Source organism: Ruegeria sp. AL11, assembly GCF_056540865.1.
Genome location: NZ_JBQFXO010000002.1, coordinates 16715 through 30876, shown reverse-complemented (window position 1 = coordinate 30876; position 14162 = coordinate 16715). Strand labels below are relative to the sequence as shown.

Sequence of the window (14162 nt, the reverse complement as noted above, 5' to 3'; positions counted from 1 at the left end):
CAAGCAGATATTCGGCCCACTAAACTGAATGCCCTTTCTGAACCTTATTCGGGTCAGTTGGGCCGTGTCACTATTCGTCTTTGATAGCCCCGCCAGTCGCTTTTTTTCTTCCCATCAGTACACTTGCCCTATTGGTCGTAGCCTCTTCGGAAGTATTGGTTGGTCCAAAAATCTGAACGTCATCGACCTCTAAAGTAAACGCAGCCTTCATGAGGACGGGACCATCAACAACCAGCATTTCTTTCTGCGTCGGGTCGATCCTGATTTGACCGGTTACAACGATGGGCTCGTAAACCGTCGAGGGCCTCCAGGAATCACTAAGGCGCAAACGCACCATCTGGTTCGGAGGCGGAGGCGGTACGTGGCTGCACATTCCACGTTCCGGCACGATATACGCCATTTGGGAGCCATCTTCGTCGCGGGGTGCCGGGATCACAAATCCGCCCAATGAAACGGTCACGCCATCGATGTCGACATTGGCGGCCGTGCCCGCCTTCTCGCGTCTTTCCATCACAACCCAGCGTTGGGAAATCAGCCAGTTCGCATCAATTCCTCCCTCAGCAAGAGTTGCTTCGGTCGCCTCGATATCCACTTGAATCTGGTCCAGCTGTTCTGGCGTGGCTCCGCCTTTTTCTTGCCGTGCGCGCAACCGGAACAATTTACGAAGCGCGTTAAGCTGTTTGTCAGTCAATTCAACGAAAGGATCTTCGTAGTCTTGAGCGGATTCATCAATCAGGTCTGACCACTCGACACGCGTGACCTCTGAATGAACCGGCAAAGCCAAAAAGCACGCGGCTATTACTACAAAGGAAAGACGCATTGTCTTTTGCTCCTAAATTTCCGGCAAAGCAGCGCCCAATGCTACTTGCTTCGGCAGGTCATCATTAAGTTCCAACGGATTCCTGCGCGAGCACGACGCGTTCTGGCGAAAGGGTAGCAAGCGCAAAAAGTACAAGAACGGTTTTTCCATCGCTAGGCCTGGTGTCCGGGTTTTGACCTTGGGCCGGGGTTCACAGAAAGGTCGCCCCGGCCAGCGTCAGGGCAAACGAGGTAATTCTTGCCCTGAAACATCGTACTTTCGTCTAGTTGAGAAGATCACCGACGATGCCGACGGCATCAACAACGGTAGACAGGTCATTCGTAACTTCGAGGACTTCACCATCGACCTGAATGTAGCGGTTTCCGTTGCCCGGCTCCTTCAGCTTCCATTTGGAAAGGTCCCCGATTTCCTCGAACTCCAGATCAGATGGGAGCTTGGCACCGCGCGTGTAGCGCTTGATCTGACCAGGTGGCACAGCCTTTGGACCTTTGCCGGGTTTGTCTTCGATCTGAATGCTGACATCACGGTCCTTGCCTCCCTTGTTCGGCTTCTTACCCTTGTTGTCTTTGGCATAAGCATCGCTGCCTCCAAGGATGAAAAACACAACTGATAAGGCTGCGAGAATTCCGTATACGATCTTCATAGACTGTTCCTTTGCTTCCTAACTTCATTCGACCGGAGTTGAAAATTCCGGCACGCGCTTCAGGGCTTCAACCATGTCCGCGCTCGTCATCAGTTCGATGAACCTGTAGTCTTTCAGAACCCCTTGGCTCAGACGCGAAACATACATGGCCTGCACCATGCCCGGATCGTCTGGGAAACGGACGGTGATGTAGTTCTTGCCATCGGCCAGTCCCCAGAAATAGCTGATCATCTCACCGCCCATTGCGGCGAGTGCAGCGCCCATGTCCTTTTCCCGGTCGGTCGGGTTGTCGATCATGATTTGCCAGGTATCGGGGTTTGGTTCCCCGATCCCCAGATAGTATCGGCTTTGGGTTTGTTCCGCTGCTGCTTCAGTAACGCCGATCCCAAATACGCAAAGAGCTACTGCGATTACTTTGTTCATTGATCGCTCCCCTGTTCAGGATCGACGATGCAAGGCGCAGGTGTCAAATTCCCGCATACTCTGCTCATTCGAGTGTATTCTTGTAGAAGACGCCATCTTTCATGATCACGCGAATGGTCTCGAACCCCCGATCCCGCGGTGCTGCATCAAACCACTTTGGATTTGCTCCAAGAACCGACAGGTCCTCCAGCGGATTTCCATCGACAATCAGGATGTCTGCATAGGCCCCTTCTTCGATCACGCCCAGTTTGTTGGGATAAGGGTTCCGACGCCCTGTCAGTTGAGCGAGTTCACCACCAGTCGAGGTCGCTGCAACCAGGAAAGCATGGTTTCCCAGCAATTCAGCGAAATAGTACTTTTCAAAGTCCCGGTGTGCGCGGCCAAATCCAATGGTGGATAGCACGGTGTCGACGTTATGCACGATCTTGGGCTTGTACTTCTTGATGTACTCAATGACGTTTTCTGACCCGACCAAATATTCTTCCAGTTTCGGCTTAACTGTCGGCATGGAGAAATTGGGGTGATCAAGCAGCGCTGGATCCATTCCAGCTACATTCAGGGCCCAGAAGATACCTTCATCCGCAATACGTTTGACGGTCTCTTCGCTCACCATCTGAGCGTGCTCCAGTGACTTGACGCCCGCGTTCAGAGCCATTGTGACCGTTTCGTCGGTATAGGCGTGGACAGTCACATATGTATCAAAGAACGACGCAGCCTCGACCGCTGTCGAAATCTCATCAACGTTGTAAGCAACGGACCAGAGCGGATCGAGCTCGGATGACACACCGCCACCGGCCATCAGTTTCAGGAAACTCGCCCCGTGCGCGAAGTTAAGCCGCGATGCCTTCCGGATTTCCTCGGCACCATCAGCAATATAGGACAGGTTGAACGTATTGGCGACGTCGTCCGATCCCATGTTGAAGGTTCGCTGCTCGGGGTTTCGCCAGTCACCATGCCCGGATGTCGGGCCGATGGCCGCACCTGACGCATAGATGCGCGGGCCGTCTACAATCCCCTTGTCGATCAGTTCACGCAGACCTGATCCCATTCCGCCGGTATCCCGCACCGTGGTGTAACCATCGTAGAGGTAGTCGCGGGCATTTTCAGCCGCGGTGGCCCCGATCTGATCCCATTTGGCGGCCTGAAGGCCCGAGAAGGATTGCACGAGCCCTGTGGTATAAAAGTGCACGTGACTGTCAATCAAGCCCGGCATCAGCGTGCGCCCACCTCCGTCAACAAGCGTCGCGTCAGGCGCATCAATACCGTCGGTCGAGACTGTCTTTATGAGATTGCCTTCAACCAGAATATTCGCGTTTTCGATCCGCTCTTCACTAATTCCGTCAAAGATATGCACGTTGGTGAACAAGGTTTGTGGGAGCGCGTCCTGCGCCAAGGCACCGCTTGCTGCCATGGAAACAAGTCCAGCGATTGCTGTCAGTGAGGCCAGTATTTTCACGTGTCAGTACTCCCATTTTCCAAGTTAAGGGAGCGCGGGATGTCGAGGTAAATTCACCCCGCGCGATACTCAATCGAGTGTATTCTTGTAGATCACGCCATCTTTCATGATCAGGTCGATGTTGTTGGTGTAGTCGACCAGGATCTCGGCATCTTCGACCGGGTTTCCTTCAACAAGCAACAGATCGGCGTATGCGCCCTGTTCGATCACGCCCAGCGGGCCTGCTGTGTAGGGATTGAGTTTTCCTGACAGTGCCAGAAGTTCGGCCGATTTTGACGTCGCCTGTTGCAGGATTTCGTGCGAAGTCCATGCCTCCAGCCGGTATTTGAACTCATCGTTTTGCTTGGTCAGCGCGACGGGATCGCCGATAATGTCAGTTGAGAAAGCCACGTTCTCGATCCCGAAGTCTTTGATCAACTGCATCTGATTTCGTGCACCCGCTTGCACGCTGAGGAACTTTTCGGCGGCCCCTGATCCAAGAGCGGAAATAACGGTTTGTTCGTCCAGTCCTAAAAGAGAATAGAACGGAACGATCCAGGCATTCGCGTCCTTGATCGCTTGCGCACCGACTTCTGTCATCAGTTGTCCATGTTCAATGCTGATCACACCTGCCTCAATCGAGCGCACGATGGATTCGTCCGTATAGGCGTGGACCATGACATAGGTTCCCCAATCGGCAGCGGCCCGGACAGACGCCTCAAGCTCTTCCGGCAGACCCTGAACGGTGTGTAGGGGATCAACCTGAGAGGATACCCCACCGCCAGCCATCACCTTGATCTGGACAGCGCCAAGGCGCAGGGCTTCGCGGGTCGCGCGCAGTGTTTCCGGCACGCCGTCTGCTAGGAACTCCAAGTGCTGGTTAAAGAAGGATGGTTGCGCCCCCATGAAATTAGGATGGGGCTCGGTGTAGACGCGATGCTCTCCATGCCCCGAGGTTTGCGAGATCACAGGCCCAGAGGCGTAGATACGCGGGCCAACGGCCTTGCCCCGATCAATCGCTTTTTGAAGACCAATTGCCGGGCCGCCCGCATCCCGCACGGTTGTGAACCCTCGCAGAAGCATTTTCTCAGCTTCAATCGTCGAAACTGCACCCCAATACATCCAGTCGAAGTTATCGCGCAGGTCAGCCACCGGTTCGGTGACCGTCATATGCACATGTGCGTCGATCAAGCCCGGCATCAGCGTGCGACCACCGCCGTCAATGATCTGGGCATTGGCGACGGCCAGTGGTTCCGCCGATACTTCCGCGATCAAGTTGTCCACGACCAGAACGTTTGCGTTCTCAATTCGCTGTTCATCGACACCGTTAAATACGTGCACATTGGTAAATAGGATCGGAAAGCTCTCTTCCTGCGCCAAGCCTTGACCCGCGATTGCCAGGCTTGCAGAAAAGGCTGTCGTGGCCACCAGGTGTTTGAATTTCGGTGTCATTGAGGCCCTCCAAATACGAATCACAGATGTATGTTTCTGAATATGATTTTAGAGTGATTGCCGGATTTTGCCTGACAGTATGGCAGGCTGCGCCAAATTGATTTGGCATTCTGCATGCTTTTGGCACCTTTTTGTGTGTTTTCTGTCTTTCTGTCGTTACCTTCATGATATTTGAGGGCGGCATGGACGCATTTGACCAAAACACCAAGAAGGCCTTGCCGTTGGTTCGGGCATCGGTTGCTGCACCCGTAGTAGCTGCTTTGCGTGGCGCCGGTGTTGAACCGGCTTTTGTTCTGGACCCTCTGGGCGTGAGCGAAGCTCAGGTGATGGATCGCCAGAATTTCCTGCCACACGAGACGATTTATAAAATCCATCAAGCCGCTGCTGACGCAACATCACCAGACTTCTGCGCGCAAGTTGGTCAATCAATTGACCTTGTTCGGTTTCTGCCTCTTGGTGACATGTTGGCCGAGGCGTTGACGCTGGGCGACTTCTTTACGCGCTACACTCAAGCCGTCTCGAAAGAATCCAATGCGGTCACACAATCGCTGCTAGTGGAAGGCGAGCACGCTTATTTCAGTGCCAAGCGGAACTTCAACATTTCGGTTTCGCCCGGACAGACCGACGCATTTCTGGCGAGCATTTGGATATCCTTGCTGCATCGGGTTCTCGATTTCAGGTGGGACCCGAGCCAGATCATTTTACGGGTAAGCGAACCTGACGTGCTACCTAGGCACTTTCATGGTGTTCAAGCCATCAAGTGCGGCCCACAGGGTTTTTCGATCCGGTTTCCTTCAACCTGGCTGAGCCATCAGTTGCTCTCGGAAACATTGGAAAACCCGTCAGACCTGACAAGCGCTACCCTCGATCAGCATGCGCCTCAAGATTTCTTAGCCGGGCTTCAGGGCCTAATCCGGATTCATCTTGGCGAGCCGGGATTTGGCGTAGACGAACTGGCGCGCCTGTGCGGTTTCCACCGGGAGACTTTGAACAATCGGCTGGCCCCTTATGGACTATCAGCATCTCAGGTCATATCTGGTGTCAAACTGGAAGAAGCAAGGAAGCTGCTGGGTCCGGTTGGGAAGTCCGTTAGTGAGACCGCACTGCGGCTTGGTTACGCAGACTCCACCGCGTTTTCGAGGGCCTTCCGAAAATGGTCTGGGATGTCGCCGTCGACTTATAGGAACGAGGTGAAAGGGCGGGGCTGACCAGCTCGGTTCCAACGCTGATCAAGGTTTCTGTTCTTGTAACAAGACTGTACCAAATACTGGTCTTGATGCTCGGCAAGAAGATCGGTGAACTAGTCCCAAGTCGTTGTCAGTTGCCTTGCATCCTTCTCGAAGGGACTGAACTCTGCTAGTCAAAGTGCAACTTTGATTGAGAAATAACGCCTATAATTGATGGGTTTGCCTGACAACTGCCAGCAATTGATAGGCTCTTTGAACAGAGCAGCGTTTTGGGTAAATCGTGCAAACTATTGCGCAAACGGCGCGCAAGATTATGGGCGTGTACTCAGTAATTTTCTGAATGTAGTCAGTGACGGCGGCGCAGCGTTCCGCGCTCACCTACACAAGATTTAGGTGTGTGAAATGCAATTCGTAAACCTACAATCCAACAAACCTTGTCACCGCCGCTTTCGTTTGACCGATATAATGCAGCCTGAGTGTTTTGGATGCCTTGCAGGTACATCCCGTGCCATTGCGTCCACGTTTCCAAGGTGCCGCAACGCTCCGTTGTTCAGCAACACGCCTCGACCAGCATCATACCGGCGCTGTCCAAATCCGCTGGCAACGCATTCCCAGTTTTCCTTGGCTGCCGCGTTGCGGAATCTCGGTAGATCGTGCGGGTCATGCCGTCCGGGTGTTGCTGCGACGTGATCGTGTTTCTTTGAATTGCTTTGGTGGGTTAAATGGTGGGTCACTTGTGTTGAGCCAGGTTGCTGAACAGTACCGGTTGTCGGCCTCGGCCTTGGGCGCATGATTGTCACGACACCTTGTGGATTCTGATGTCCTGGGACGGCCACATGAGTAGCCGTGGGTCTTGGCGTCGACTGTGGAACCTGGCCAGGAACCGCTATGGGAACCTGATTGGGAGTCGGGGTTGGGACAAGAGGTGGCACAGCAGTTTGGCCGGTAGGCTGAGGAGGGATCTGACCAGGAACGGCGACTGGTATTTGGTTGGGTGTCGCGGTTGGCACAAGGGGCGGCACATTAGGTTGAGGCGGAACCTGGCCAGGGACAGCTATCGGAACTTGATTTGGAGTCGCAGTCGGAACTTGCGGCGGCACAGTAGCCAATGGCGGAACCTGATTGGGAACGGCTGTCGGAACCCGGTTTGGTGTCGGATTTGGCACCAAAGGCGGAGCGAGCGTCGGCGCTACGATCGGCGTTGGAACTTGCCCCGGAACCGCTATTGGCGTTGCGATCGGAACCCGACCGGGAATTGCGTTCGGGACCGCGCCCGGCGCAAGGACAGGCACAGCAACGGACGTGGGAGTTTGCAGCGTTCCCCTTGGTGGCAACTGATTTGCCACCGGCTGCGTTGGACCGGTAATTTGATTGCCTACCCCTTGCCCACCGGCCTGCCCACATCCTTGGCTCGACTGGTGCGGATTCCCTACACCACGGCACCACCCGAAATGATGTCCCTGTGCGACGACCTGCGTAGCGGCCAGTTCTGCAAACAAACAAGCTGCGGTAAGTAAAGCAATGCGGTTCCGTTTCATAACATCCTCACCAACTTGTTGTCAGAGCAAGATACGCGCCAGGATCGCCAGAGTCGGTCAACGGACCGTCTCTCAAAGGGACACCGACATATCCGGACAGGAATAGGTTTTGCTTAAACTCAATGTCCAAACCCAGACCTGTCGAGGCCAGTGTAGCATTATCAACTTCAAAACTCGCAGGGTCATTGTTCGAGATGTAGCCCACGTCGAAAAAGACAAAAGGCGATAAGCGATGAATGCTTTGGGAACTTGGAAAGTAGGAGTGAGACACTTCGAAAATCGCGGAAATCCCGGAATCGCCATCCACTTCGTCAAACCGATATCCACGCAAAGCATAACGATCACCAAGGAAGTACTCCTCGACCGAGGGCAGCCGGTCGGTGGTGTACTGCCCCCAAATCTCAGTGCGCCAAGCTGTGTTGGGCGACAAGCTCGTTAGCGGGCTTTCGTATCCAATGCCGCCCCGCAGATGCCAGAACGAAGAGTCTCCGTCGTCAAAATTCGCGTCTGTCGTGTCGTTGTCATTGTCACCAAAAGACAAGGTTAGCCCCGCCTCCAGAGCTTGTCCTTTTGGATAGTTTTGCCCGTAAAGATATGTAAGGCCAACGACACTCGCGTCACTGGACAATGGAACGCCGCCACTGACTGAGTCCGCTTCGGAAAGGCGATAATCCAGCAGAAGATACCCAAAGCGGGCCACATCGCGGATCACGGGGTAACCCAACGCGACGGTGAAGTTCTCGCCATCAACATCTGTTCTCGCAAAATCCCCCGAGAGGTCACGTTTTGCGTTTATGTTTCCGTAGAAAATCTCACCGTACAGACCATTGCTGTTCAGCGGCGTGCGATAGGTAACAGCGCCCCACAATGAGTGTTCGTCGTCTTTGTCCCAATTGTAGTTGCCGGACCCCTCAAAGCGCAGCAAATCCCCGACGGTCAGCGTCGAATAAAACTCTTGTACGACATAAAAACTGAGAGCCTCTCCAAGCTCACGCGGAGGGTTGTCGAGTGTCGCACTGCCGGCTTGTTTGCGTAGAGGCTCTCCCAATACCCTCAGCCGAGCACCAGCTTGATCCGGGTAATCAAGTTCGGTCGAAACGTCCAAGTCGGGAATGTCCTCGGCCAACATAACGGCCCGCTCAAATCGTTTGAGAGTTATTGGATATGCGGTGGTGAGGGGGCGAAAGATCTTTTCCAAGGTTTGGAACGTGCGCGTATTTACACCTTCAATTTCGATGGTTTGAATACGCCCCTCATCAACAACTATGCTTTGCCCATCGGGACCAGGCCAGGCCTCAGCCAAGAAGTAACCGTCTTCTCGGTAGATCTGCGTAATCGTTGATGCGACATCCGCCGCCGTGATGCGCCCTGAGCGATCAAAGGCCAACTGACCGGCAAATGTTAGCAGCTCGTCCGTATCATACACCGTTACTCCGCTGACAGAGTGCTGGGATGCTATGTCCCAAGTTTGGGCCATGCTGTATTTTGGGACCGATACAATAGCCACAAAAGTGCAGATGATCGCAAATACAACCGAGTTTGGTACGGGCATTTTCCACAACCTTAGCATGATTGAGCATGTTAAAGCCCAATCCTATTACGAGGTGTGCATGTCTGAGCTTTCCGGTATTCAAATTTGATCTCGACTGGTGCTTTCGAGATACACAGCGAACAGATTACAATGCGCCTTCGTCGCCCAGGAACTCGATACCAGCTGTCGCACCATCCGTGTAAGCAATACAATTCCAAGGAGCGCGATCCTCACCAACACCGACAGTGACTTGTGTTCCAGCTTCGCTAAACGCGGACGAGAGAACAACGACTTGCGAATTGTTCGTTGTTTTGGCCACATCTCGCAAACACGCCTGCTGAGCGGGTGTAGGTTCGGCAGACGCGCCCGACGTACTCGTTTCGTCACATGCCGCAAGCAATGCAAACAAAGTTGTGCCTGCAATCATCACTGTCTTCTTGGTCATTTTCTTCTCCATCTGGGTCCGTCGAAATTAATGAAACTGGATGCTCCTTTTTGAAGCGCCCGCTTCTATTCAGCCAATTGAGCACAGCTCGATCCGGTGCTTACCTATCCCAAAGATTTGTCGCCAACGGATTGGTCGGGAGAACGATATTGAGTTGATTTCCGGGGCCGATAACAACGGGGGTCAAATAAATCTTAGTCGAATTCGCATATTTGAATCTTATTTTTTATAAATCAACATTTTTTCCGCGCGTAAATTTCGCTACCTTTTTGAAAGATAGGTTTTTAGCGTTCAAACAAAAATGGAGGGCGGAAAAACCCAGAAGGGCGAAGGCGTGCTTTTGGGTCCGCGAGGCGTTCTGAGGCCGCACAGAAATTAAGAAAGGATTGAAAAATGGGATTTGGTGAAGCCGTTAAAACGTGTTTCTCTAATTACTTCCAGTTCTCCGGTCGGGCTATACGCTCAGAATACTGGTGGTTCTTCTTGTTTGTGGTTCTCGTGAGTGCTGCTTTGGCTGTGCTGGACACCATCTTATTCGGGACCAACCCCGAAACAGGGCAGGGATCACGGGTTCTGTCCTCTGTTTTCCAACTGGCGGTTCTCATACCAATGCTGGCCGCCGGTTGGAGAAGGCTGCATGATACAGGACGACCTGGCTGGTACTTGCTGCTGCCGATGGCGCTCAGCATTACAACGCTTTTTGTTATGTTGGGTGGGGTGGCGTTCTTTTCGGTATTGGAGCAAGGGACCGAAAACCCCGATGCATTGCGAGGACCTGCGGCCGTCCTGGGCGTGACCGGCATTGTTGTTGTCTCAATTCTTCAATTGGTTCTGTCCATCCTGATGATCTGGTGGCTGACGCGACCTTCCCAAGAAGGCGCAAACGAATACGGCGCACCTGTTTCCTAACCTTGTTGCCCGGGTAACGGGCCGGACACTCTGGCTTAATGACAATACGAACCACAACACCATGGAGAGAGAAAATGAGTTTCAAAACGATTTCCATTGGAATGCTACTGATGGCCATGGCGACCACAGCATCAGCGGAGTGGTCGTTCAGTTCCGGGCCTAACCCCAATGCTTTTATTCAGACCGGAAACATGACGCTGGAACTTCAGTGTAACCGTATCCGCTTTGCTCCGGCTGGATATGAGGACAGCCAGGATATTGTGGACAAGCAGGGGCTCTCCATTCGATTTTTGAAGAACGGCACCACCGAAGTTGGCGCATTTCAGGTTGGCGCCGAAAACGCTGCCTTGCAGATCGTCGACAATTATCCTGTCGAGGTCAATTTCAATAGTCAGGAGGATTATGGTTTTGTACTGGACCAACTTGCGGCCAATGCTTCAGTTAATCTGTCGATGATTGATCAAGATGTCAGCTACGGAATCTTTGACTTGAAAGGTTCCAGTGCTGCAATTCGGTCGCTTCGTTCAGTCTGCGATTCAGGTGCGAGCCAGGGGGCCTCCTACGAACCCCCAGAAGGCATCGTCTATTGTGGTGGCGGAGCGGTAGAGCGAGTCATCGAACCCGTAATTTTGGATAACCCGGAGGGAGAATGGGACGCGCGAGTAACGGTCAACGGCGAGTCGATCAGAGCCATGACGGCCTACAGTTACTTCGGAAACTATGAGCCACCCGCCGGATTTGTCGTTGCCCTGCTTGGGGAAGACAGATCCGAGTTTCTGATTTTTAGCGAAGGCTCGGCAAACTGGCTGGAATACGGGGACTACAGGTATGATCAATGTAATTGATCCCACCCTCCAGCGGGCACCTTATTTTGTTTCCGAAGGCAGCTCACCAAAAAACAGTCGGTAGTCTTTCGCAAACTGACCCATATGCCAAAACCCGCGGCGATTGGCAGCATCCGCTATTGAGCCATCGAAGGATCTGTTCAGCAGGTCCTCGCGAACCCGATTCAGCCGGAGCCGCATGTAATACGACTTCGGGCCAAGGCCGAACTGTTCCTTGAAGGTGCGGTCCAATGTGCGCCACGAGGCCGCGCACTCCCTGCAGATTTCCTCGATCGAGATCGGGTCCTCCAGATTGGCAAGCATCAGATCAATTGCGCGGCTCAGGGCGCGCCGCCTGGTTTCGGCTTGGCTTTTGTCAAAATACGCGCTCGTATCGGTCAAGATCTTGAGGGCCTCAAGCATCAGCGCCTCTTCAGTGTCCTGAGACCAGTTGGCAGTTGCGTCGTTCAGCAACCGGACGACAGCCCCCTGCAGTCGCGCCATGCTGGCCAACCCCGCATTGGTGCCCAATTTGCGGGCTTCCGGTTCGTTGCCCTCGATGTAAAACCCGCAGGTTTCGGCCAGCTTTTCCAGCCTTTCGGTTGCAAACGAAACAACGCTTCCTGAAAACCCTGCGGTCGTGATGCCATCAAAGCCATCCCGATCACCGAAGACCAGAAAGGCGCTGTCCGTGACGTCTTTGGCCTGCCATTTTTCGATGGCACCGCGCGTGGGAATGCCAAAAGTCTTCCATCCGTCCGGCGAAACACCACGCTGGTGGACGCGCTGGTTCATCGCGATGTTGAGGGCGGAGACAGCCTGACCTGAACGCACGGTTATCGCCGTGGACAATCGCCCGGGATCGAGCTGCCGAAAGTCGATCTCCCAGGGCGTGAGCTCTCCGATTCTGTTTGGATGATCAAGAGATAGGGCCATCGCCGGTGACGCTCCGCCCCAACCGGACGGCGCAGCGTTTCGCATATTTGGCGAATTCTTGATGTGGTCCACCCCCAGATCCTGACAGTTTACCGGTAATGTAACGAATTCGATAGGTGGAATGTCAAGTGAAGCCGGAGTCTTCAAGCGATACGATAATGGGCCGCCCTCGGCTACCGAAGGGGGATGCCCGATCCGAACGGGTGGTGACGTTCCTGACGCCTTCAGAACATTGCCAGCTTTCAGAGCTGGCAAAACGGTCAAATCAATCCCTTTCCGCGAAATGCCACGAACTGATCGTTCAGGCGTTGGAATCTACGAGTGTCAAAAGGAGGTCCGAGAGTGACTAAAGCCTTAGGTAAGACCAGTGTCGCAGCCTGTTTGTTTGCCATGCTGGGCGTCATGCCTGCAAGCGCGCAGCAAGAGGCGATCGTTCATGATGGTGAGTTCGAATTCCTGCGGGCCCAGTTCGGGGATCAATGGGACGCGCAGGATGCTGAGATTGAGGCCAGGTTGGCCGAGATCCGCGAGGCCAATGACGGCAAGCCTCCGAACTTTCTTTATATTCTTATCGACGACATCAGCTTCGGCCAGTTGGGCGAGCGCAAGATGAACTATGTGATGGGGATCGAGACCCCCAATATCAACGACTTCGCCAGTGAAGGCATGTCGCTGATGCGCATGTATACGGAGCCCTCCTGCACGCCAACACGCACGGCCATGCTGACCGGTCGGCACCCGATCCGGGCCGGAGTGGAAGAGGTTAAGGTTGCCCTGGTCGGCGAGGGACTGCCCGCAAGCGAGGTTACCCTGCCGGAGATCCTGAAACAGGCCGGTTACAACACGTCGCATGTAGGGAAGTGGCATCAGGGCGATATCGAAGAAGCCTATCCGCACAATCAGGGCTTTGACTACGCGGTTTTTCCGCTGCACCAGCAGGTTCAACTCAGCCTGATGACCCGCGAGGCCATGGAGGCCAACAACATGCTGGGATATCACTCCTCGGGGCAGAACAACCAGTTTCTGCTGGATGAACGGTTCAAGCCCTATGGTCTGGTCACCGGTGTCGAGGCACAGGCAGGCGGCGCCGCGCGCGAAGTTGACATGGAAGCGGGCGAAGAATGGACGCAGGCCAAGTACGAACAGATGAACGAACGCTATCAGGCGCAGGCACTGGAGCAGCTTGAACAAGTCGCCGCGCAGGATGAGCCGTTTTTTCTGCAATACTGGCCGCTCTACCCGCTGAACTTCGCCTACCCGGATCAGGCGCTGTCGCGGAACGGCGGCTTCCATGCCGACAAGCTGCAACTGCTCGACGGCTGGATCGGAGAGGTGCTGGCCAAACTGGATGAGACCGGCGAGGCCGACAACACCATCGTCATGATCATGGCGGATAACGGGTTGATGTATCATTACGAGGGGACGTCGGGCCTGAACCAGTTGATCTATCGCGGCGGCAAGACCCAGCATCTTGAGGGCGGCGTCCGCACAGATGCCTTCATTCGCTGGCCCGGAGTGATTGAAGCTGACAGTGCTGCCGGTGACATCTTTCACGTCTCGGATATCTACACGACGATGGCCCGCATCGCAGGTGCAACGGATTTCATCCCGCGCGACCGGGTGATTGACGGTATCGACCAGACCGCCCTGCTTCTTGAGGGTGAGGGCAATGGCCGCCGCGACTACGTGTACGTCTACGAGGGGCCGGTTCTGCGTTCGGTCGTCAAGCAGGAATTCAAGATGCATCTACCCGCGCCCGGCGCCCCCGGGGCCGCAGCGCCGACCTATAACGTCTATCGCGACCCCCGCGAAGAACACCCGCTGGTTGGATACTCTCTTTGGGCCGGTGCCTCGTTCCAGGATATGATCAAGCGCCATCAGAAAATGATCGCCAAGTATCCAAACTCCGAGATCGGCAAAGATATCCCCTATGGCGGCATCGAAAACCTGCGGCCTGAAAGCCAAGAGGCCCGCGAGGTGTTCATGAGCTGGCAAGAATAGCCTTCAACGGCGCGCCCT

General features: G+C 54.3%; 12 protein-coding genes. 4 read left to right on the top strand and 8 right to left on the bottom strand.

Going from position 1 to position 14162, the window contains the following annotated elements; genetic code table 11:
- Positions 1-70: 70 nt before the first annotated feature.
- The 5 genes from ACR0IP_RS03790 to ACR0IP_RS03770 all read right to left on the bottom strand — a co-directional run bounded on the left by ACR0IP_RS03790 (position 71) and on the right by ACR0IP_RS03770 (position 4773).
- On the bottom strand, positions 71-820 hold the full coding sequence (locus ACR0IP_RS03790) for a DUF3299 domain-containing protein (protein WP_480523903.1): 750 nt from the start codon (positions 818-820) through the stop codon (positions 71-73).
- Positions 821-1082: 262 nt separating this feature from the next.
- Complete coding sequence (locus tag ACR0IP_RS03785) at positions 1083-1463, bottom strand: hypothetical protein (RefSeq protein WP_170463054.1); 381 nt, start codon at positions 1461-1463, stop codon at positions 1083-1085.
- Positions 1464-1487: 24 nt separating this feature from the next.
- A complete protein-coding gene (locus tag ACR0IP_RS03780; RefSeq protein WP_425085445.1) occupies positions 1488-1886 on the bottom strand; it encodes a hypothetical protein in 399 nt (132 codons plus the stop codon).
- Between the two features lie 64 nt (positions 1887-1950).
- Positions 1951-3297 (bottom strand): metal-dependent hydrolase family protein, encoded by a 1347-nt coding sequence (locus ACR0IP_RS03775; RefSeq protein WP_480523901.1) that lies wholly within the window; start codon positions 3295-3297, stop codon positions 1951-1953.
- 114 nt (positions 3298-3411) lie between these two features.
- The gene (locus ACR0IP_RS03770; RefSeq protein ID WP_480523899.1) at positions 3412-4773 is read right to left on the bottom strand and encodes a metal-dependent hydrolase family protein; all 1362 of its coding nucleotides are present in this window, start codon (positions 4771-4773) and stop codon (positions 3412-3414) included.
- Between the two features lie 182 nt (positions 4774-4955).
- Here ACR0IP_RS03770 and ACR0IP_RS03765 point away from each other — a divergent pair, with 182 nt between their 5' ends.
- Positions 4956-5981, top strand: a complete 1026-nt coding sequence (locus tag ACR0IP_RS03765) for a helix-turn-helix domain-containing protein (RefSeq protein ID WP_480523898.1) — start codon at positions 4956-4958, stop codon at positions 5979-5981.
- A 1524-nt stretch (positions 5982-7505) separates the two neighbouring features.
- On the opposite strand, the gene ACR0IP_RS03760 is transcribed toward ACR0IP_RS03765, so the two are convergent.
- Together ACR0IP_RS03760 and ACR0IP_RS03755 are read right to left on the bottom strand one after the other, a co-directional pair.
- Positions 7506-9050 carry a ShlB/FhaC/HecB family hemolysin secretion/activation protein gene (locus ACR0IP_RS03760; protein ID WP_480523896.1) on the bottom strand — a complete coding sequence of 515 codons (1545 nt, stop codon included), beginning with the start codon at positions 9048-9050 and terminating at the stop codon, positions 7506-7508.
- Between the two features lie 124 nt (positions 9051-9174).
- Complete coding sequence (locus ACR0IP_RS03755; RefSeq protein WP_170550033.1) at positions 9175-9474, bottom strand: hypothetical protein; 300 nt, start codon at positions 9472-9474, stop codon at positions 9175-9177.
- 393 nt (positions 9475-9867) lie between these two features.
- Between ACR0IP_RS03755 and ACR0IP_RS03750 the strand changes: the two genes are divergently transcribed.
- Positions 9868-10383: a DUF805 domain-containing protein gene (locus tag ACR0IP_RS03750; RefSeq protein WP_170380108.1), complete on the top strand. Its 516-nt coding sequence runs from the start codon at positions 9868-9870 to the stop codon at positions 10381-10383.
- Between the two features lie 74 nt (positions 10384-10457).
- Positions 10458-11228: a hypothetical protein gene (locus ACR0IP_RS03745; protein WP_425085450.1), complete on the top strand. Its 771-nt coding sequence runs from the start codon at positions 10458-10460 to the stop codon at positions 11226-11228.
- Between the two features lie 21 nt (positions 11229-11249).
- Here ACR0IP_RS03745 and ACR0IP_RS03740 read toward each other — a convergent pair whose 3' ends face one another.
- Positions 11250-12143 (bottom strand): helix-turn-helix domain-containing protein, encoded by an 894-nt coding sequence (locus ACR0IP_RS03740; RefSeq protein WP_425085451.1) that lies wholly within the window; start codon positions 12141-12143, stop codon positions 11250-11252.
- A 342-nt stretch (positions 12144-12485) separates the two neighbouring features.
- On the opposite strand from ACR0IP_RS03740, the gene ACR0IP_RS03735 reads away from it, so the two are divergent.
- Positions 12486-14144, top strand: coding sequence for a sulfatase-like hydrolase/transferase (locus ACR0IP_RS03735; RefSeq protein WP_480523893.1), 1659 nt, complete (start codon positions 12486-12488; stop codon positions 14142-14144).
- Positions 14145-14162 lie beyond the last annotated feature (18 nt).

Bases quoted from the DNA above. Each gene is read 5' to 3' on its own strand.
- ACR0IP_RS03745 (WP_425085450.1), top strand. From the start codon at position 10,458: ATGAGTTTCAAAACGATTTCCATTGGAATGCTACTGATGGCCATGGCG.
- ACR0IP_RS03750 (WP_170380108.1), top strand. From the start codon at position 9,868: ATGGGATTTGGTGAAGCCGTTAAAACGTGTTTCTCTAATTACTTCCAG.
- ACR0IP_RS03775 (WP_480523901.1), bottom strand. From the start codon at position 3,297: ATGGCAGCAAGCGGTGCCTTGGCGCAGGACGCGCTCCCACAAACCTTG.
- ACR0IP_RS03760 (WP_480523896.1), bottom strand. From the start codon at position 9,050: ATGCCCGTACCAAACTCGGTTGTATTTGCGATCATCTGCACTTTTGTG.
- ACR0IP_RS03785 (WP_170463054.1), bottom strand. From the start codon at position 1,463: ATGAAGATCGTATACGGAATTCTCGCAGCCTTATCAGTTGTGTTTTTC.
- ACR0IP_RS03755 (WP_170550033.1), bottom strand. From the start codon at position 9,474: ATGACCAAGAAGACAGTGATGATTGCAGGCACAACTTTGTTTGCATTG.
- ACR0IP_RS03770 (WP_480523899.1), bottom strand. From the start codon at position 4,773: ATGACACCGAAATTCAAACACCTGGTGGCCACGACAGCCTTTTCTGCA.
- ACR0IP_RS03790 (WP_480523903.1), bottom strand. From the start codon at position 820: ATGCGTCTTTCCTTTGTAGTAATAGCCGCGTGCTTTTTGGCTTTGCCG.
- ACR0IP_RS03780 (WP_425085445.1), bottom strand. From the start codon at position 1,886: ATGAACAAAGTAATCGCAGTAGCTCTTTGCGTATTTGGGATCGGCGTT.
- ACR0IP_RS03740 (WP_425085451.1), bottom strand. From the start codon at position 12,143: ATGGCCCTATCTCTTGATCATCCAAACAGAATCGGAGAGCTCACGCCC.
- ACR0IP_RS03765 (WP_480523898.1), top strand. From the start codon at position 4,956: ATGGACGCATTTGACCAAAACACCAAGAAGGCCTTGCCGTTGGTTCGG.